Source organism: Erwinia persicina, assembly GCF_019844095.1.
GTDB classification, from domain to species: domain Bacteria; phylum Pseudomonadota; class Gammaproteobacteria; order Enterobacterales; family Enterobacteriaceae; genus Erwinia; species Erwinia persicina.
Genome location: NZ_CP082141.1, coordinates 1,969,424 through 1,988,127, shown reverse-complemented (window position 1 = coordinate 1,988,127; position 18,704 = coordinate 1,969,424). Strand labels below are relative to the sequence as shown.

Genomic DNA, 18,704 nt, shown 5'->3' with positions numbered 1-18,704 from the left:
TCCTGATAATTGTCCCAACAACGTAACCTGTAATGTTCGGTTTAACCATACTGTCACAAAAATTTAATATTTCACCCCGTCCGGGGTAAATTCCGCCAGAACATCCTGATCCAGCGCGCAAAAATCACCTTTCAGCTCGGCGCACAGTTTTGCCATGTAAGTCACCAGGAAACCGGCATTATATTCAGCCAGCTTTTTCCCCTGTGCCGTTTGCATCGTTTCAGGCAGTTTGAGCAGTTTTTTCTGGAAGTGATCCAGTGCCCATTCGGCATCATCCAGCGGCCGCTCGCGCCCCAGCGGGTCCAGGCTGTCAAACAGAGAGCGCCCTAGCGCCCCCGAAACATAAAATACCCTCGCCAGCCCGATAGCGCCCAGCGATTCGAGCCGGTCAGCATCCTGCACAATTTTTGCTTCAAGCGTCTCTGCGGCGACGCCGGCACTGAAACTGTGGGCATGGACAGCATGCGCCACCGCTTCAATTTTTTCCGGCGGAAAGTCCGTAAACACCTGCCGCAATACACGACGGGTTTCATCAGCGGCCTGTGCGGAGGCCAGATGGCGCTCGGGGTGATTTTTCGGCAGGTTAACAATATCGTGGAAGTAACAGCCAGCCAGCACGACCAGTGCATCGGCATCAGTACCTGCCATGATGCGCTGTGCCGATTGCCAGACGCGCGTCAGGTGCGCCACATCGTGGGCTTTATCTTCCTTCTGCCAGGTCTCATGCAGCCAGTGTTCAAAACGTGATTGCCAGTGGGTCAGCGTCATAGACGTCTCCTTAATATTGTTTGAACTTGTCGAGAAGTCAGTGGAGTCACGCCGACGGGACGGATCTCCCGTTTCGGCATAAAAATGCGATCTACATCAAACTTATAGCCGCTGTCTTGCGCTTGTTACAGTATTTTTTCCATTTTCAGTCTTTTCTCCTTCTCTTTTGATGCCTGGTTTGTGACCATATTGATAAATAAACGTTATGCAAATGAGGAGAATAAATTGTCAAAACGCGCCAAGGGCATGTTAAAAGTGCCACCGCCGGAAGGAAAATACTGCCATGATCGGCACCGATTTTAGTGCAATCGGGCAGGCCGCTTTCATCACACTAACGTATTGTAATATGGTAAAATGTCACATTAATGACGTTTAGCACCGCACCTGTAGTGCACACTAAATGAACCCTGGTGACATGGCCGTTATTACATCAACAACCGTGCAGTCCTGGTGTTTTTTTATAAGATACTCTGATGATTACAGAAAAAAATAATGCATTTCTTTTTTTTGAGCTAATGTTAGGAGTTATCTGTATTGTATTTTTACTTTGCTTATGAACCAGGAACTGGTTAAGAAAGTCTTATTAGAGGTTAAACCATGAAAGAACGCCCGATTCTATTTAGTGATCAACGGGTGCGCGCCCTGCTATCAGGCCAGCAAAAGCAGACACGGCGCATCATGAAGTCCCAACTTTTTGGGCCCGGCCAGGACAATCATGAGGGTTGTTATGGCATTGATGTTTTGAGCAATAATTTACAAGGTAACCGGGTTCTGGGGATGGAAAACCTGAGCTACCACTGCCCCTATGGACAGCCGGGCGACCGCCTTTGGGTGCGTGAAACCTGGCGTGGCCCCGTGGTGCCCCCCGGCGAAATGGCGCAATATCAGCAGGCCCCCGCGCAGTTTAAAAACATCGACTACTGCCAGTATCGTGCCGATTCCAGCATCTACAGCACCGAAGAAAATGACGAAAATTTCGGCTGGCAGGCAGGCATTCATATGCCGCGTTGGGCGAGTCGTATCGACCTGACTATCACAGCCATTCGTGTGGAGCGTATTCAGGATATCAGTGATGACGATGTGATGGCCGAAGGGGTGCAGGTCGACTCTCACTTCCTTAATAACTTCTTCACCATGCACAGTGAAGCGGTGTCCGCAAAAGATGCCTACCGCAAGCAGTGGGCTCTGCAGTACGGTGGCACCAGCTGGGAAGTCAATCCCTGGGTCTGGGTCATCGAATTTGATCGCCTTTAAGGCCCGATAGCAGCGCTGATTTTTTTCAGCGCTGCTTGCGTTTTGTCACAGACAGCCTTCAATATAACTGATTGAATATTCCCCTCATTCACCTGCGCTCCAGCCACTCTCTTCTCCCGAATTCAACCTGTCCGGGAAAGACGCAGGCAGCTTCAGTGATGAAGGGATTGCTTACGGATTGGTTTCTTCTCAGGCGGGAGTCACAACAGCATGATCAAATGGCCGTGGAAAGGTGGTGATGACGCCGTGGAAAGCGGGCTGCCCTGGCAGCAGGCACTGGACATTCCCCTGCTGGCGAGCCTGAATGAAGGTGAGCGTCAGGCACTCTGTCAGCTTGCTACCCGCTTTTTACGTCAGAAACGTCTGGTTCCGTTGCAGGAATTTGAGTTGGATGAACTGAAAAGCTGCCGTCTGGCGCTGCTGTTCTGCCTGCCCGTACTCAGTCTCGGCTATGACTGGCTGGATGGTTTTCATGAGGTACTGATCTACCCTTCCCCGTTTATGGTTGACGATGAGTGGCAGGATGAATTCGGTCTGGTCCACCGCGAGCAGGCCGTCCATGCCGGACAAAGCTGGCAGCAGGGCCCGATTGTGCTCAACTGGCTGGATGTGCAGGATTCGTTCGACCTGTCCGGTTATAACCTCGTGATCCATGAGGTCGCTCATAAGCTGGACTCGCGCGGCAGCGGTGAAGCTAATGGCGTTCCTTCCATGGCACTGCGTGATGTGGTGAGCTGGGAGCGCGAGCTGCGCGCCGCGATGAACGATATCCAGGATGAGATAGACCTGGTCGGGGAAAATACCGCCAGCATTGATGCCTATGCCGCCAGCGAACCGGCCGAATGTTTTGCCGTTCTGTCCGAATACTTTTTCAGCGCGCCGGAGCTTTTACTCACCCGCTTTCCAACCCTCTACTCGCGTTTTCGCCAGTTTTACCGCCAGGATCCGCATCAGCGGCTGGCGCACCAGCAGTTACACCACAACGAGGGCGGAATTGTTCACTAATCAGCCGGGTTGATTCAAACGCAGTCAGTTGAAAGCTAAACTGTTTTTTGCTGTTGACAGGCCGGAGGCGTATCGCTACTATTCGCCTCGTTCCACAATTCCTCTGTAGTTCAGTCGGTAGAACGGCGGACTGTTAATCCGTATGTCACTGGTTCGAGTCCAGTCAGAGGAGCCATATTAGAGAAGCCCGCTCAGGGAAACCTGAGCGGGCTTTTTGCTGTTGTGATTATTACTCTCATACCGCATCTGCCGGAAAAACGACGTCGTCGCACACAAGCATGCCTGACTGCCCCTGCCCGCTGAACGATCCTGCCCTGTCGTGCATACGCAAAGAGTTGCCCTGATTACTGGCGGCCTGGGCCGGAGGCGCTGTCCTTGATAACGGCACCTGCGGGGCAACCGGGCAGTTTGTAGATCTCAGCGATAATCTGCATGGTTGCGTCTTCGAGCGTTCCTTCATTACGGCACAATACCCAGCCGTAATTTGCCATTTCCCGCTCAAATGCCCGGGTACAGGCAGCATGCTCTTCCAGGGAAGACATCACCGTACTGCTCAGCCCGCGCGGCCGGGACGTGGCCCTGGCCCATGAAATATCAGGCGCAGTCACAACCCCGACATGCAGGTCAGGCGCTCGCACCTGTCGTTCCGTGTTCAGCTGTAAAATTTCGGCAAAGGGAACCATCCGGCGAAACGCGGCATCTGACGGGTACCAGCGATCCATCAGGATAATGCTGTCCGCCGGCTGTTTCGTCAGCACATGCCGGGAAATCCAGGCACGGCTGTCAGCCAGGCGCTGACACACCTCCCGTTCTACATCCAGAGCGGGGTTTCTGGCGAGCCGGTTAACGAGGGCCATGGTTTCCGCCCTGAAGGGATCGCTTTTTCTCTCGCAAAGTCGGATCACCTTCTTATTGTCAGCCCTCAGCACTTTTGTCATGGCCTCCAGCAGGGTGGTTTTGCCGGCCCCCTTAGGGCCATCCAGAGAAACAAACAGCGGCTGACTCATTCTTTAAACGACGATGGGTCGAGGGTTTGAGTCAGGCGGGTTTCTTGCAAACGCATCTTACTTCCTCAGTATGAATAGCGGATCCCCCATCGTTAACCGGAACTGAATGGGAGTGGATTGTAAGCAGACACCGATGGCCCTTCTTTCACCGGTCTGAAGACCCGGAATGACAGCCAGCCAGGGGCATTGTCCAGCGGTGGTGACCTGCGCAGCGTAGTTTAAGGCATCCCCTTAGCAAACGGAAAGCCTCCCCGATGGCACCTGCTTTTAAGCGGATGCCGCTGGCAGGCCGCGTTGAACGGTAAAGGGACTGACCGTCGAACGCCTGGCTCAACGGCTTTACCTTTATGAGTTTATAACCAGAGCCGCGATATACAGTCCTGACCCGTACACCAGATGGGTGATCACACTCAGCAGTCGGGCCCGCCATGGGCGGGGCGTGCGGGAAGCCGCAATGCCAAAACCCAGGGCGGGCTGCAGGATCAGGAAAGGCGCAATGAGTGTTAGCAGGCCTGCCAGCATAGCCGTGGTAACAGAAGGTGCACGGAACCAGTCCGGCCCGTCCAGCAAAAGCGGTATAAAGGCAAACAGGATCCCGGTCAGGTAATGAACACCCCACCCGACTAGCAGTTCGTTATGCACAGATGAGGTGGAAGCGATGGTGTTATGACGCATTTTTCCTCTGGTCAGCCATAAAACCCAGCGTCCGACCAGGGCATAATTCAACGGCGGAACGCCGAAGATGGGCTTCTGGATCAGTGACCAGCAATCCATCACCAGAGTGGCGCAAATACCTGTTATGACCGCCTGAAACAGCGTCACACTGTCCATTTTTTCGTCCTTATTTAATGATAATGGTAAGCTGGTCGCCAGTGTGCAACTTAAAGTCAGGTTGAAGTCAATGATGGAAGAACTAGATATCAGGGAAGTGGCTCATCTTTCCGGCGTGCTGCCCTCGGCGTTACGGTTTTACGAAACGAAAGGACTCATTCATCCCATTGGCCGTAACGGCCTGAGAAGGCAGTATCACAAAAATGTGCTGAATAAACTGCAGCTGATCGCCCTGGGGCAGGCTGCCGGATTTACCCTGGATGAAATGGCCGGCATGTTCAATACGCAAGGTGGAACTGTCATTGACCGGGAGCGCCTTGCTGGTCGTGCCAGGGAAATTGACGCCACTGTCCGCAGATTGCAACGATTAAGCCGGGGGTTGAAGCATGCTGCCCGCTGTACCGCAGAGGATCATGCCCATTGTGAAGGGTTCAGCAATCTGGTGGCCAGAGGACTACGGCTCATCAGGTAATGCACCTTTTTTTCACGCTTAATCCGCTTCTGTCACAGGGCGGTCTGTCAGCGCCCGGATGATCATTCCGCTACCCTGACAGCACAGCGTTGTTTTTTTGCGGCGTTATCACATTGGCGCCTGTAAAAAACCCGCTCAGGTTTCCCTGAGCGGGTTTTTATTTCACTGCCGGTGTTGCGTCAACCGTCAGATCTTGAGCATTTTTACCGTGCTGTCCACGTCAATTTCATCTTCCGAGAAAATTAATGTCGTCCCCTGGAAGGTGGTGATCGCCAGCTTTTTCAGCGTGCGCATTTCACCCGGCGCGGTGGCCGTTTTCGGCCGGATACTGCTCATCAGAATACCCACGGAGAGCACCGTATTTTCTTTATCAATACGGGTATCGGCAGGGACTTCTTCGCTGTACACCAGGTAAGACTTGATCGACGTCAGCTTAAGGCGCTCGCCGGCGATATAAATATAGTTACTTTCCGGCAGCACTTTCACTTCAAAGGCCGATAAGCCCCGGGAGTTGGTGGTGGGCTCAAATGTCACTGCCGCGTCTTTTTTAATCAAATCCGGGTTGGCGACCTTAATCACATGAAAATAACGGTTATCGCCGTTTTCGTCTTTGATAAAACCAAAACCTTTATCTTTAAACCAGGTTGTGATTGTTCCGTTCATCGCCATTTCCGCCTGTTCTGTCATTTATCTACTGAGTTTTTGCAGCGCGCAGTGTAAAGCACAATGCGGACGCAGACTATGCCTTTGGTTTAAGTCTGGACGATAAATTTGCCGCCTGCGTGGGAATAATCGCCATCGGGCGCGGGACTGTCGGCCGCCGGGATAACATTTGTCCCGCTCATCGCAAGCGATACCCGCGGTTTTATTTCTCAGACGGTCATTTGTCAATCTGCGTAATCCCACACAAAAAACATTCACATGGCGATATAGCCTGTGCTATACCTTATAGCAACTGCTAATTACGTTCTATTTTTAAGCGCTTTCTGGGGGATTTCTATGTGTTTACTGTTCCGGTTAAAAGGATGGATCTGTGCTGCTCTGCTCGCCTCGCTGCCGCTGGCACCGGCAGTGGCACAGGAAAAATTCAAAGTGATCACCACGTTCACCGTGATTGCGGATATGGCGAAAAACGTAGCGGGTGACGCTGCCGACGTCGCGTCGATCACCAAAGCCGGAGCAGAAATCCATGAATATCAGCCCACACCGGGTGATATCAAACGCGCCCGGGGTGCCCAGCTTATCCTCGCCAACGGCCTGAACCTGGAACTGTGGTTCCAGCGCTTTTATCAACATCTTCCCGGGGTGCCGGAAGTGGTGGTGTCTGACGGCATTGTCCCGATGGGGATCAGCGACGGCCCCTACAGTGGTAAACCGAATCCCCATGCCTGGATGTCACCGAAAAATGCGCTGATCTACGTGGATAATATCCGCGATGCGCTGGTGAAGTATGACCCGGCCAATGCCGACACTTACCGCAAAAATGCGGCCGCCTATAAAGAAAAAATCAACGCTACCGTGGCGCCGGTGCAGCAGGCGCTGGCGCAGATCCCGGCGGACAAGCGCTGGCTGGTTACCAGCGAGGGCGCGTTCTCCTACCTGACGCGCGACTTCGGGCTGAAAGAGCTCTACCTGTGGCCGATCAACGCCGATCAGCAGGGCACCCCGCAGCAGGTACGTAAAGTCATCGATAAAGTGAAGCAGGAGAAGATCCCCGCCGTGTTCAGCGAAAGCACGGTTTCCGATAAGGCCGCCCGCCAGGTGGCGCGCGAAACCGGCAGCCACTACGGCGGCGTGCTGTACGTTGACTCCCTCAGCGCTGCCGATGGGCCGGTACCGACCTATCTCGACTTACTGCGCGTTACCAGCGATACCATTGTTAACGGCATTCAGCAGGGGCTGGCAAAATGAACAACACACAGACGGCGCCCGACGGCATTCGGGTTAACGATCTGACGGTCACCTACCGCAACGGGCACACCGCCCTGCGTGATGCCACCTTACAGGTGCCCGGTGCCAGCATCGCCGCGCTGGTGGGGATCAACGGCTCCGGTAAATCGACACTGTTTAAAGCCATTATGGGGTTTGTCCCCCTCTCGAAGGGGGCGATTACCCTGCTGGACCAGCCCGCACACCGCGCACTGAAACAGAATATGGTGTCGTATGTGCCGCAGTCGGAGGACGTTGACTGGTCTTTCCCGGTGCTGGTGGAAGATGTGGTGATGATGGGCCGCTACGGCCATATGGGCATGCTGCGCATCGCCCGCGCAGAGGATAAGCGCCTGGTCACCGAGGCGCTGGAGCGCGTCGGTATGGCAGAGTTTCGCCAGCGGCAGATTGGCGAACTCTCCGGCGGCCAGAAAAAACGCGTGTTCCTTGCGCGCGCCATCGCCCAGCGCGGCCAGGTGATCCTGCTGGATGAACCCTTTACCGGCGTGGACGTCAACACTGAACGTCAGATTATCAGCCTGCTGCACGAACTGCGCGATGAGGGCCGCACCCTGCTGGTTTCCACCCACAACCTGGCCTCGGTCAGCGAATACTGTGACCACACGGTGATCGTGAAAGGCACGGTGCTGGCCTGCGGGCCGACCGCCACCACCTTCACCCGGGAAAATCTGGAAAATGCCTTTAGCGGTGCGCTGCGCGATGTGGTGTTTGGCGATGGTCACACCCAGCCGGCGCTGTCGGTGGTGCGGGGGAATGGCTGATGGCGTGGCTGGCTGAACCTTTTCACTATCAGTACATGCTTAACGCCATGTGGGTGTCGGCGCTGGTGGGCGGCGTGTGCGCGTTTCTCTCCTGCTATCTGATGCTGAAGGGCTGGTCGCTGATTGGCGATGCCCTCTCCCACTCGATTGTCCCCGGCGTGGCCGGAGCCTATATGCTCGGCCTGCCCTTTGCTCTCGGTGCGTTTCTTTCCGGCGGGCTGGCCGCGGGCAGTATGCTGTTTCTCAACCAGCGTACCCGGCTGAAGGAGGACGCGATTATCGGGCTGATCTTCTCCTCCTTCTTTGGCCTTGGCCTGTTTATGGTGTCGCTTAACCCCACCTCGGTGAATATTCAGACCATCGTGCTGGGCAATATCCTGGCAATAGCCCCGGAGGATATTATTCAGCTGGCGGTCATCGGCTTCGTCTCCCTGCTGATCCTGCTGGTGAAGTGGAAAGATCTGATGGTGACCTTCTTCGACGAGAATCATGCGCGTTCCGTCGGCCTGAATCCGACGCGCCTCAAGCTGCTGTTCTTCACCCTGCTGGCGGCCTGTACCATTGCGGCCCTGCAGACCGTCGGCGCGTTCCTGGTGATCTGTCTGGTGGTCACCCCCGGAGCCACGGCCTATCTGCTGACCGACCGCTTCCAGCGGCTGCTGGTGATTGCCGTACTGATTGGCAGCACCACCAGCTTCTTCGGCGCGTGGGTCAGTTACTACCTGGACGGTGCCACCGGCGGCATCATCGTCGTGGCGCAGACGCTGGTCTTCCTCACCGCCTTTGTTTTTGCGCCTAAACACGGGCTGCTGGCCCGACGCCGACGCGCGGCCAGCCCGCAGCAGGAGGCGATATGACTATGACCGAACTGCTGTTAAGCCCGCTTGAGTTTGATTTTATGCACACTGCGCTGGCCATTTCGGTGATTGTGGCGATCCCCTGCGCCCTGCTCTCCAGCTTTATGGTGATCAAGGGCTGGTCGCTGATGGGTGATGCAATGAGCCATGCGGTCTTTCCCGGCGTGGTGATCGCCTGGATTATTGGCATCCCCCTTGCTGTCGGGGCGTTCTGCGCCGGGCTGTTCTGCGCGCTGGCCACCGGCTACCTGAAAGAGAACAGCCGTATCAAGCAGGATACGGTGATGGGCATCGTCTTCTCCGGGATGTTTGCCGCCGGGCTGATCCTCTATATCTCGGTCAAATCAGAGGTTCACCTCGACCATATCCTGTTTGGCGATATGCTCGGTATTTCCACCAGCGACCTGCTGCAAAGCGGCGGCATTGCCTGCCTGATTGCGCTGATTATCGGCGTCAAGTGGCGCGACCTGGTGCTGCACGCGTTCGATCCGCACCAGGCGAAAGCCAGCGGGCTGAACACCACGCTGCTGCATTACGGCCTGCTGAGTATGATTGCCCTGACTATCGTTGCCACCCTGAAGGCAGTGGGCATTGTGCTGTCGATTGCGCTACTGATTGCGCCGGGGGCGATCGCCGTGCTGCTGATGCGCCGCTTCTCCAGCGTGATGATTTTCGCCGTCGTGCTGTCGGTGGTGGTGTGCTTCAGCGGTACTTACCTGTCATTCTTTCTGGACAGTGCGCCCGGCCCGACGATCGTGGTGCTGTTCGCCCTGCTGTTTATCGCCGCCTTTATCTACTCGGTGCGGCGCGATCGGCGCAGGGTACTGTCGTAACGACTAAAAAAAACGGCGTCTGCAATGGACGCCGTTTCTGTCTGTGTTAGCTGATGTCCTGACCGTTGCTGGCGATCACCTTCTGATACCAGTGGTAGGATTTCTTCTTGTAGCGATTACCGGTGCCGCTGATGCTGTCATCCAGATCGACGTAGATAAAGCCGTAGCGTTTACTCATCTCCCCGGTCGACATGCTGACCAGATCGATGCAGCCCCACGGGGTATATCCCATCAGCTCCACGCCGTCGTCTATCGCTTCTGCCATCGCATCAATGTGCTTACGCAGGTAGTTAATGCGGTAGTCATCGGCAATGGTGAAGTCGGCATCCGGCTTGTCCACCGCGCCCAGACCGTTTTCCACAATAAACAGCGGTTTTTCATAGCGGTCATACAGCTGGTTTAACGCGATACGCAGCCCCACCGGATCGATCTCCCAGCCCCAGTCGCTGGCTTCAAGGAACGGGTTACGCGCCCCGCCCAGCAGGTTGCCGCTGGCTGCCGCCGCATCCGGGTCAGTGGCACAGGTGGTGGAAGACATGTAGTAGCTGAAACCGATGTAGTCGACGGTGTGCGCTTTGATCAGCTCAAGGTCGCCCGGCTGAATATCCAGCGTGACGCCGAGCGACTGCCACAGCTTGCGGGCATAATACGGATATTTACCGCCCGCCTGCACGTCAGCACAGTAGTAGTTGAACGACTGGTTTTCCTGCATTGCTGCCAGCTGGTTCAGCGGATTGCAGTCATAAGCGTAGTTGGTGGCAAACAGGATCATGCAGCCCATCTGGATCTGCGCGTCAGTGTCATGGGCGATTTTCACCGCCAGCGCGCTGGCGACAAACTGGTTATGCCAGCCCTGGAATTTCGCCTGCGCTTCCAGCGCACCGGTTTTTACCGTCAGACCCTGGCTCATCATCGGGAAATGCGCCGCACTGTTGATCTCGTTAAAGGTCATCCAGTACTTCACCTTGTGGCCAAACCGTTCCAGCACCGTGCGGGCAAAACGCTCGAAGTGACCAATCAGCTCACGGTTCTTCCAGCCGCCGAACGCGGTCGCCAGATGCAGCGGCATTTCATAGTGGGAAAGGGTGATCACCGGTTCAATGCCGTGGGCGATACAGGTATCAATGACTTCAGCATAGTGACTGAGGCCCGCCTCGTTCGGCTGCTGCTCGATACCGTTCGGATAGATGCGCGTCCAGGCAATGGAAAAGCGATAACATTTGAAACCCATCCCGGCAAACAGGGCAATATCTTCGCGGAAGCGGTGATAATGGTCGATGCCTTTGTGGTTGGGATAGGTGTAGCGGGCTTCATCCAGCGTGAAGTCAAACTCCGGTGCGGCTACAATGCTCAGGCGCTGCTTGCCGCCCGGAATGGCATCGACAATCGACAGGCCCTTGCCATCCACATCATAAGCCCCTTCAACCTGATTGGCCGCCGTTGCGCCGCCCCACATAAAGCCCTGCGGAAACCTTTCTTTCATGCCACTTTTCCTTAAATGATACCGATAGTTAGCGGAGCCGCAGCCCGGCCGCCCTGCGATGACCCGACCTCTGCGCCGCCCGAACGGCAGAAATAGTAGAGCAAAAATGACGGGGATAACAGCACTATGAAACCGATTGCAGAAAAGGGACTGGCTGCACAAGTACGGCATCGCCTGGGCGGGTTATGCCACCCTTCCGGTGTTTACCGCACAATACCGGCCAGGGTTAACCCGCGTAAAAACGGAAAAAATGTTGAGGAAATCAGCATATTGGTGCAAACATCGACAGTTGAGTGCCTGCGATGATATTTCGCGTTGACACCCCCTGCCGCGATGATTACTATGCGCCTCGTTCAAACGATTCCTCTGTAGTTCAGTCGGTAGAACGGCGGACTGTTAATCCGTATGTCACTGGTTCGAGTCCAGTCAGAGGAGCCATATTTAGAGAAGCCCGCTCAGGGAAACCTGAGCGGGCTTTTTGTTTTCATGCGTCCAGGCGAATCTTTATTCAATTCAGATTCACCGAGCCAGCCTGAATAATCGTCCGGATGCATTTTTATTGCCTCTGCATCGGGCAAAATGGGTGGTCTGATTTGATGTCTTTCAGTTCGATTAGGGCGTGACCACCCGGTATCTGTGAACACCCCCAAAGACCACCCGCTGCTGTGTGGCGAAGATACAGCGCCTGGTATGTGTTAAAGCCATTTTGGCTCTAAAATTGACGGATTGGAACGCACGGCATCAATGACGAAATCGACAAAAGCCCGGACTTTAGGGGACAGATGTCGGTTAGATGGCCAGATAAGAGATAATGAACCAAGTGGTACCATGAATTCGGTAAGTATGGGTTGGAGTAACTTTTTTTTAATCGCGGGTTCAGATACATATACAGGCAAATGAGCAAGACCCAGGCCATCAATCGCAGCACGCAGTCCAGCATCCGTATTGTTAAAGATAAGATTACGGGGGAGATTCAGGTTTGTATCCGGCGATGAAAACGACCATTGGGCAAGAAGACCATTTGAGGGATATTTAAAATGGATACAACTATGTCTGAGGAGGTCGCTGGGCGTTTGCGGGCAGCCCTGTTTTTTTAAATAATCAGGAGAACCACAAACAACAAAATGCTGTTCTCCAAGCCGATGACCAATCAATCGTGTATCTCTGAGCTCGCCACTTCTGACAGCAACATCTATTCCTTCGCCAATGATATCAATAACACGGTCCTCGAAATCGATATCAAGTTCGATTTCTGGATACTCTTTAAGGAAGCCAGGCAACAATGGCATCAGCAGACTGTGGCCGAAAATCTGTGGTACGCTTACACGAAGTCTACCTTTAGGGCGCGACCTGGTAGACGAAATCATGGCTTGTGCGTCGTATATATCATCAAGAATATGCTTGCAACGGTCGTAAAAGACCGCCCCTTCTTCTGTCAGCCCAATACTCCGGGTTGTTCTGTGAAAAAGTCTGACCCCTAATTCATTCTCAAGCCTGGCTATGCTTTTGGCAATGGCAGAGGAAGAGACCCCCAGGACCGTCCCGCACTGGGATAACTGAGAAGTTCAGCAGCAGCAACAAACGCAGTCATCCCTTTAAGGCTTTCCATAGACCACCTTACGCGCATTAAAGACATTTTGTCTTTAGTATAAGTTTCAAAAGAGGGATTTACAAATCATTACGTTGAATTTATTCTTCAACTTAAATTGATTAATGAGAGGAGTATTGATTTGAATATGCAAAAAATGTAATTCATATTCACAGAAATGAATTTCCAACAACATAAAAAATTATTATGTTAATGCAATTATTGCGAGCATAACAGGAAATAAGGTATTCACTGCACCTGTTTCATCACGTTGAAGTGATAAATACTGTCATCTTAAATTATTTAACATGGTCATTGATAAAAACATGTCTGTTCCAGATAGGGGTTCCCATGATCCATTTCTCTGTTTGTTAGCCGGGTATTTTCTCAACAAGTGAAAGAGCGTGCCAACAGTGAAATTCTCACCTGGGAGAACCAAAGTTGGAAAAGGATTATACAGTATTTTAATAAGAATTGAACAATCGTTAATATAGATGATGCAGATAAAGGGCTTAACTTTTCTTAAGCGCATTATTCATTGTCATAACCATACCCATGACTCTTTGTTAAAACTTTCATATAAGGAGATAGTATGACTTCTTTTATTGAAGAACATAAAATGACGTTGACCGATGAATTTTCTACAATTATTGGAAACTCGGTCGATGAGTTAGTTAAAAATGGTGTGTATCACATTCTTACGACTGGAGAAAAAATCTCTTCCAGGGCTGGGAGCGCACTTCAGGCATATGGCGTAAACTATGTTCTGAAGAACCCACGAAATCGCTTACATCATCTTAGGGATGGGGCAGTAAAGTATCTCACCAGAGAGTTGCTAGCCTATTTTAGCGGAAAATTAAAGGCTGAGGAAGGACTGGCAAAAGCATCAAAATTCTGGATGACGCTCACTGATGAAGATGGGAATGTAAATTCAAATTATGGATATTACGTTTTCTATGAACCGGTTGAAAATTATGGCAACCAGTATAACTGGGTTAAAACTGTATTAATAAACAACAATGATTCGAGAAGAGCGATAATCAATATAAACCAAAATTATCATAAATCTGAGACTAAAGATTTTCCGTGTACGGTAGGGATACAATTTTATATCAAAGACAATCATCTATTTTGCGAGGTTATGTCAAGAAGCACTGATGTGATTACAGGGCTTCCTTATGACATGGGGTTCTTTTCCTTCCTGCATGAATTAATGTGGAAAGATTTGACTGAAAGTGGCATTCCAAACCTCATGTTAGGCAATACGGTTATGAAAACGACTTTTACGCAAATTTATGACAAATCGTTATCTAAAGCTAACATCGTGGCTGAAAGCACCCTGTCTGACAGGCACAGCGAGATGCCGACTATTGAGTCAGCACGAGAAACATTAGCCGACATTCTAAACGGAAGTAAAAATACTTATCTTCTTCAATGGATCTATCAGCATGCGCAATAAATGTGTAACGATATTACTCAGTTCTGAAAATGAAGCAAAGATTTCTTCTGTAAGGAAAGTCTGCACTGAGCTCTTCCCGAATTTCAGTCTATATCATTACAATGTCACATCGGGGATAAGTGAAACACCTGAAGATGATGATGAAGCAATAAAAGGATGCCATAACCGCATTGAAAAGTTAGAAAAAGAAATATCCTCAATACATGCTGATTATATCATAGCCCTTGAAGGCCTTGTTAATAAAAGTAAATTTGGTGCTTTTGTTTATGGATGGGCCGTTATAAAAGAGACAGCGGCAAACAAATATCATTATGGCTGCAGCGGGAAAGTGATGCTTCCTTCTGATATTACCTCGAAACTCTTAAAAAGCGTAAAACTGTCAGACCTGGTTCTGGATTTATATCCACAATACAGTGATGATGATTTGAAAAAGATGGGCACGAACGGGGTACTGACTCGCGGTCTTTATACACGAGTTCAAGAGTTTGAGACTGCACTGAAATGCGCATTTGGTTCTCTTGTTGTACAAAGAGGGGAGCAATATGGTCAAGCTGATAATTTTTGACATTGATGACACTCTTCTGGATCACCGCACCGGGGCCAGGGAAGCGATGTCTGCGTTAAAGCAACAATTAGTTCAGCTTAATTATATCGATGAGGAATATGATTTTAGCATATTCCTTAATGGCTACGAGAAGCGTAACCATACGCTATGGTCTCAATTTGAAATCGGCAAGATAGCGATAGCCGATATAATGAAAAAAAGGTTTGATTATGTATTTGATTGGTTTGAAATCAGGAGGCATCATAAGATAGCCTTTAAAGAGATCTTTTGGGAAAATTACATATCTAATTGTCATTTAACACATGACTGGATTTCTCTATTACAACAACTTCATTCTGATTTTCATTTAATCATTTGCAGCAATGGAATGAAAGAAATTCAGCTAAAAAAACTTGAAAAAAATAAAATATCACCATTTTTTGATAGATTCTATTTTGGTGATGCACATCCAAACTGTAAGCCGAACACTGATTTTTTCGGGAGGATACTTGAAGACTTTCAGCTTAAGCCGGAACACGCCATCATGGTGGGAGATAGTTTAATGAATGATGTTCTTCCCTGTCAGAAACTGGGAATAAATACCTTAAAGTATGATGGGGAAGCGTCATTCCAGGTAATATATAAAGAATTGATGGAGTTAAAAAATGGATCAAAATATTTTATTTAAAAACATCACCTATCTTGATTCCAATTCTATGCGTCTAGTCAAAGGTGATATGCGAGTCTCTGCGGGTTATATCACTGAACTCGATAATGAAATTGCAGAAAAAAATGATGAAATAATCATACCATCCTGTGATTTCATCGTTTTACCTGGAATGATTAATGCCCATCTCCATCCAAGTAAAGAGATATATGGTGGCATGCTGGACTGTTCACCGATTGATGTTGTGCTTGACTCCGTGCACAAAAATAACAGTCTTGAAGATGCAGAGGGGCAATATGTCGCATCGCTGAAGTCAATGATGTCAGCCTTACAAAAAGGGGTGACAACATTTGGTTTATTCACCAGCAGAATTGAGAGTGATGTCCGGGCTGCTCAAAAAATTGGGGTGCGTGCCGTCGTCAACTACTGTCAGAATAACCAATGGATAGGTAGTGGTCAAAGTCCTGAAAGTAAAAGTAGTGATGAGGTTATTCATCATTTTTTTGAGATAGAGGAAAAATACAAATCAAATCTTATTGTTGTTTGCCCGGCGACGGCATCTGAATTATCTGCTGATAATGATCTGTTGATAAAATTACATCATATCGCCAAACAATTTAATACTAAATTTTTTGTTCACATGCATGAAGGTGAGCATCAAGTCATCTCACATCATAAAGTATATGGCATGAGTGGTATAGAACGACTGGCGAAACTCAACATATTAGATAATCACACGACGCTTATTCATAGCTGCCATTTATCAGAAAAGGATAAAAACTTACTCCTCCTTGGTGGTTGTAATATCATTCATTGCCCCGTCAGCAATAGTTTTGTTGGTGCAGGAACACTACCATTGAAAGATCTCTCATCAATGACGGTTGGATTAGGGACTGATGCCGCAATGGTGAATCCAGTCAATGATATAACTTTTGATGCGCTTATGTCCCTTTATCATCATGGCGACAACAACTTTGCTAAAAAGGTCAGCGCTACTTATATTTTAAAATCACTTACCGAAGGTGGCGCACATTCGTTAGGGCTCTCTCAAACCGGTAGGATAGAAAGGGGATTTAAAGCTGACCTAATATTCTATGATAAGAAATCAATAGATTCAGGATATATAAATACCCCTGTATCAATATTGAAAATGTTAAATCAGGAATCACCCTGCAAGGTTATGATTAATGGAAAAACCATTATCGATGGTAAAAAACTCTTAGATTCAACATTACTTGATAATGATAGTCAGTATTCTGCCATGAGAGAGATGATTAACGTATGAAAAAAGTTGCTTTCTTATTTTCAGGTCGTGGCACCTTAATAACAGCAGTGCAAGATGCTGTTGCCGATGCTTGCGAACCTGCACAGTTGAGCCTTGTTCTGACCAATAACCGTGATTTTGAAGCCGGCAAAAACCCTGCTTTTTCCGGGATTTCAGTCATAAAAGTAAATCATCAGGACTATGAGGACAGAGACTCTTTTGAGAAAAAAATAGCCACCTATCTAAATGAAATTAAAGTTGATTTGGTCATCTTAGGCGGGTTCAGGCGGATTTTCTCATCCAGCTTTGTTCACCTGTTCGGCCATAAAACAATGAATACACATCCGTCAATACTCCCTGCGTTCCCTGGGGATAAAGCTCAATTAAGGGCAATTACCCAAGGTGTGAAAATTTCAGGGGCAACATTGCACTTCATAAATGATGAGGTTGATGCAGGGCCTATTATAGATCAGGAACCCGTAAGGATCGCAAACGGCATGACTGAAAACGCGCTGAAAGAAGCTATTTTACTGGCAGAGAAAAAGATGATCTATCGTGCAGTTCGTGCATTTATTGAAGGGCGAATAACGCTTGACGGTGATAAGGTCATTTATGAGGAGGATATCTATGTATAAGATAAAAAATAATATTTTTGCTGCAAGCTGCGTTGCGAGCATCCTTTTTATCGCCATAACAACGCTTGGGTTATCCTTAGCGACATTACCTTTGTATATTAGCGAATCCCTGGGCTATTCAGCTTTTTATGTTGGGCTTGTTGTCGCCGCTGAATCATTGTCCACCTTATTTTCACGAGCAGCCGCAGGAAGATATTCTGACAATCATGGCCCACAAAAAGGTATGGTATTGGGACTGTCACTCACTTTGCTCGCGGGACTCTTTTGTTTATTTTCTTTCAGTTTTATCGACTCCGCTATAGTGGCATACTCCGTCATTATCTTTTCGCGAGTGTTAATGGGCATTGGCGAGAGTTTGATTTTTACTTGCAGTGGTACATGGCCTATTGGACTCGTCGGCCGAGAGCATGCCGGGAAAATTATGTCCTGGGTGGGAATTGCCATGTTCCTGGGTTTAGCGTTAGGTAATTACGCGGGAACATGGTCATATTATCATTCCGGAATTATCATCTCTGCTACTGCTATGGCTGCTCTCCCTGCGCTGGGTTTTTTGCTGGTAGCTATCGTTAAACCTGTTGCTATTCATCCAGAAAAAAACAAAGCGAAACTTTCCTATGCGATCCACAGAATATGGAAAGCAGGGTCGGGCTTTTCACTGGCTAATATAGGTTATGCCACTATTACGACGTTTCTGGTCCTGTATTTTAATCAGAATAACTGGGGAGGACAGGCAGCTTTAGCCTTGTCCTTATTTGGCGTGGGATATGTTGTTTCAAGGCTGACGCTGGGTTGGAAAGCGGATAGCTCAGGTTTAAAATTAACACTATTTTCAATAGCTATTGAAGCCAGCGGATTGCTATTAATTGCTTTTTCGTCTCATCCGTACGTAGCCATGATGGGCTCGTTCCTGACAGGATTCGGTCTTTCAATGATTTATCCTTTGCTTGCCCTTCCGGCATTAAAAAGTATGCCAGATGAGAATATTGGTCTGGCGCTGAGTACCTATGAGTCTTGCTTTGATATAGGACTATTGGTTGCAGGTCTGGCAGGGGGTGGGATCGTTTCGCTATTTGGATATCCCGCCGTTTTCATCTTTGCATTTTTATGCTGTTTGTTAGCTTCTATTTCATCGATATTAGCTTACAAGCAAATATCCAACGGCGATCCCAAACTTATGCGTGAAAAGGCCTCTCTTAACTGAAAACAGAGGGATTGCTCAGTTCAGCATGACGCGGGTCTGCAGGATGATTGACCCGAGCGTAAGGCCTCGACTGCATTGACTCAAGGCGATCTACGCATAAAGTTGATTTGATATAATTCTGTTTT

At 49.6% G+C, this 18,704-nt stretch carries 19 protein-coding genes, 2 tRNA genes and 1 pseudogene; 15 read left to right on the top strand and 7 right to left on the bottom strand.

Translation table 11 applies throughout. From position 1 onward, the window contains the following. Positions 1-63: 63 nt before the first annotated feature. Complete coding sequence (locus K6L24_RS08910; protein WP_062742570.1) at positions 64-768, bottom strand: phosphohydrolase; 705 nt, start codon at positions 766-768, stop codon at positions 64-66. Between the two features lie 597 nt (positions 769-1,365). Here K6L24_RS08910 and K6L24_RS08905 point away from each other — a divergent pair. From K6L24_RS08905 to K6L24_RS08895, 3 genes are all read left to right on the top strand, one after another. Next, positions 1,366-2,022: a hypothetical protein gene (locus K6L24_RS08905; RefSeq protein ID WP_062742571.1), complete on the top strand. Its 657-nt coding sequence runs from the start codon at positions 1,366-1,368 to the stop codon at positions 2,020-2,022. 210 nt (positions 2,023-2,232) lie between these two features. Beyond that, entirely contained in the window at positions 2,233-3,027 is a 795-nt protein-coding gene (gene mtfA, locus K6L24_RS08900; RefSeq protein WP_222682206.1) for a DgsA anti-repressor MtfA, read from the top strand. A 99-nt stretch (positions 3,028-3,126) separates the two neighbouring features. Then, a tRNA-Asn gene (locus tag K6L24_RS08895) sits at positions 3,127-3,202 on the top strand. Between the two features lie 169 nt (positions 3,203-3,371). On the opposite strand, the gene K6L24_RS08890 is transcribed toward K6L24_RS08895, so the two are convergent. Continuing rightward, on the bottom strand, positions 3,372-4,034 hold the full coding sequence (locus tag K6L24_RS08890; protein ID WP_222682205.1) for a dTMP kinase: 663 nt from the start codon (positions 4,032-4,034) through the stop codon (positions 3,372-3,374). 345 nt (positions 4,035-4,379) lie between these two features. Then, on the bottom strand, positions 4,380-4,865 hold the full coding sequence (locus K6L24_RS08885) for a DUF2938 domain-containing protein (RefSeq protein ID WP_118663895.1): 486 nt from the start codon (positions 4,863-4,865) through the stop codon (positions 4,380-4,382). Between the two features lie 73 nt (positions 4,866-4,938). Here K6L24_RS08885 and K6L24_RS08880 point away from each other — a divergent pair, with 73 nt between their 5' ends. Further along, positions 4,939-5,337, top strand: coding sequence for a MerR family transcriptional regulator (locus K6L24_RS08880; RefSeq protein ID WP_072277385.1), 399 nt, complete (start codon positions 4,939-4,941; stop codon positions 5,335-5,337). Between the two features lie 186 nt (positions 5,338-5,523). Here the strand turns inward: K6L24_RS08880 and K6L24_RS08875 are convergent, their stop codons facing one another. Next, a complete protein-coding gene (locus tag K6L24_RS08875; protein ID WP_062742582.1) occupies positions 5,524-6,006 on the bottom strand; it encodes a cold-shock protein in 483 nt (160 codons plus the stop codon). Between the two features lie 330 nt (positions 6,007-6,336). Between K6L24_RS08875 and K6L24_RS08870 the strand changes: the two genes are divergently transcribed. Genes K6L24_RS08870 through K6L24_RS08855 form a run of 4 tightly spaced genes read left to right on the top strand, consistent with a single transcriptional unit; the run spans position 6,337 to position 9,738 of the window. After that, the gene (locus K6L24_RS08870; RefSeq protein WP_118663893.1) at positions 6,337-7,248 is read left to right on the top strand and encodes a metal ABC transporter substrate-binding protein; all 912 of its coding nucleotides are present in this window, start codon (positions 6,337-6,339) and stop codon (positions 7,246-7,248) included. Then, positions 7,245-8,048: a manganese/iron ABC transporter ATP-binding protein gene (locus tag K6L24_RS08865; protein ID WP_187510194.1), complete on the top strand. Its 804-nt coding sequence runs from the start codon at positions 7,245-7,247 to the stop codon at positions 8,046-8,048. The genes K6L24_RS08870 and K6L24_RS08865 overlap by 4 nt, the downstream gene beginning before the upstream one ends. Beyond that, positions 8,048-8,905, top strand: coding sequence for an iron/manganese ABC transporter permease subunit SitC (gene sitC / locus K6L24_RS08860; RefSeq protein WP_062742585.1), 858 nt, complete (start codon positions 8,048-8,050; stop codon positions 8,903-8,905). Before K6L24_RS08865 ends, sitC begins: the two co-directional genes overlap by 1 nt. After that, positions 8,902-9,738, top strand: coding sequence for a metal ABC transporter permease (locus tag K6L24_RS08855; protein WP_062742586.1), 837 nt, complete (start codon positions 8,902-8,904; stop codon positions 9,736-9,738). Before sitC ends, K6L24_RS08855 begins: the two co-directional genes overlap by 4 nt. A 46-nt stretch (positions 9,739-9,784) precedes the next feature. Here K6L24_RS08855 and K6L24_RS08850 read toward each other — a convergent pair whose 3' ends face one another. After that, a complete protein-coding gene (locus K6L24_RS08850; protein WP_187510193.1) occupies positions 9,785-11,221 on the bottom strand; it encodes a glycoside hydrolase family 1 protein in 1,437 nt (478 codons plus the stop codon). A 362-nt stretch (positions 11,222-11,583) separates the two neighbouring features. On the opposite strand from K6L24_RS08850, the gene K6L24_RS08845 reads away from it, so the two are divergent. Beyond that, a tRNA-Asn gene (locus K6L24_RS08845) sits at positions 11,584-11,659 on the top strand. A 257-nt stretch (positions 11,660-11,916) separates the two neighbouring features. Here K6L24_RS08845 and K6L24_RS08840 read toward each other — a convergent pair. Both K6L24_RS08840 and K6L24_RS22470 read right to left on the bottom strand, forming a co-directional pair. Beyond that, positions 11,917-12,588, bottom strand: a complete 672-nt coding sequence (locus tag K6L24_RS08840; protein ID WP_222682204.1) for a substrate binding domain-containing protein — start codon at positions 12,586-12,588, stop codon at positions 11,917-11,919. A 69-nt stretch (positions 12,589-12,657) separates the two neighbouring features. After that, a pseudogene (locus tag K6L24_RS22470) lies at positions 12,658-12,765 on the bottom strand (helix-turn-helix domain-containing protein); the annotation flags it as partial. A 636-nt stretch (positions 12,766-13,401) separates the two neighbouring features. Here K6L24_RS22470 and K6L24_RS08830 point away from each other — a divergent pair. Genes K6L24_RS08830 through K6L24_RS08805 form a run of 6 tightly spaced genes read left to right on the top strand, consistent with a single transcriptional unit; the run spans position 13,402 to position 18,579 of the window. Next, complete coding sequence (locus K6L24_RS08830) at positions 13,402-14,268, top strand: thymidylate synthase (RefSeq protein WP_118663890.1); 867 nt, start codon at positions 13,402-13,404, stop codon at positions 14,266-14,268. Beyond that, positions 14,258-14,833, top strand: coding sequence for an inosine/xanthosine triphosphatase (locus K6L24_RS08825; protein ID WP_118663889.1), 576 nt, complete (start codon positions 14,258-14,260; stop codon positions 14,831-14,833). The genes K6L24_RS08830 and K6L24_RS08825 overlap by 11 nt, the downstream gene beginning before the upstream one ends. Further along, a complete protein-coding gene (locus K6L24_RS08820) occupies positions 14,811-15,500 on the top strand; it encodes an HAD family hydrolase (protein ID WP_062742591.1) in 690 nt (229 codons plus the stop codon). The genes K6L24_RS08825 and K6L24_RS08820 overlap by 23 nt, the downstream gene beginning before the upstream one ends. Beyond that, positions 15,478-16,764 (top strand): amidohydrolase family protein, encoded by a 1,287-nt coding sequence (locus K6L24_RS08815; protein ID WP_118663887.1) that lies wholly within the window; start codon positions 15,478-15,480, stop codon positions 16,762-16,764. The genes K6L24_RS08820 and K6L24_RS08815 overlap by 23 nt, the downstream gene beginning before the upstream one ends. Continuing rightward, a complete protein-coding gene (purN, locus tag K6L24_RS08810) occupies positions 16,761-17,378 on the top strand; it encodes a phosphoribosylglycinamide formyltransferase (protein WP_222682203.1) in 618 nt (205 codons plus the stop codon). Before K6L24_RS08815 ends, purN begins: the two co-directional genes overlap by 4 nt. Beyond that, positions 17,371-18,579, top strand: coding sequence for an MFS transporter (locus K6L24_RS08805; RefSeq protein WP_222682202.1), 1,209 nt, complete (start codon positions 17,371-17,373; stop codon positions 18,577-18,579). The genes purN and K6L24_RS08805 overlap by 8 nt, the downstream gene beginning before the upstream one ends. Positions 18,580-18,704: the final 125 nt, after the last annotated feature.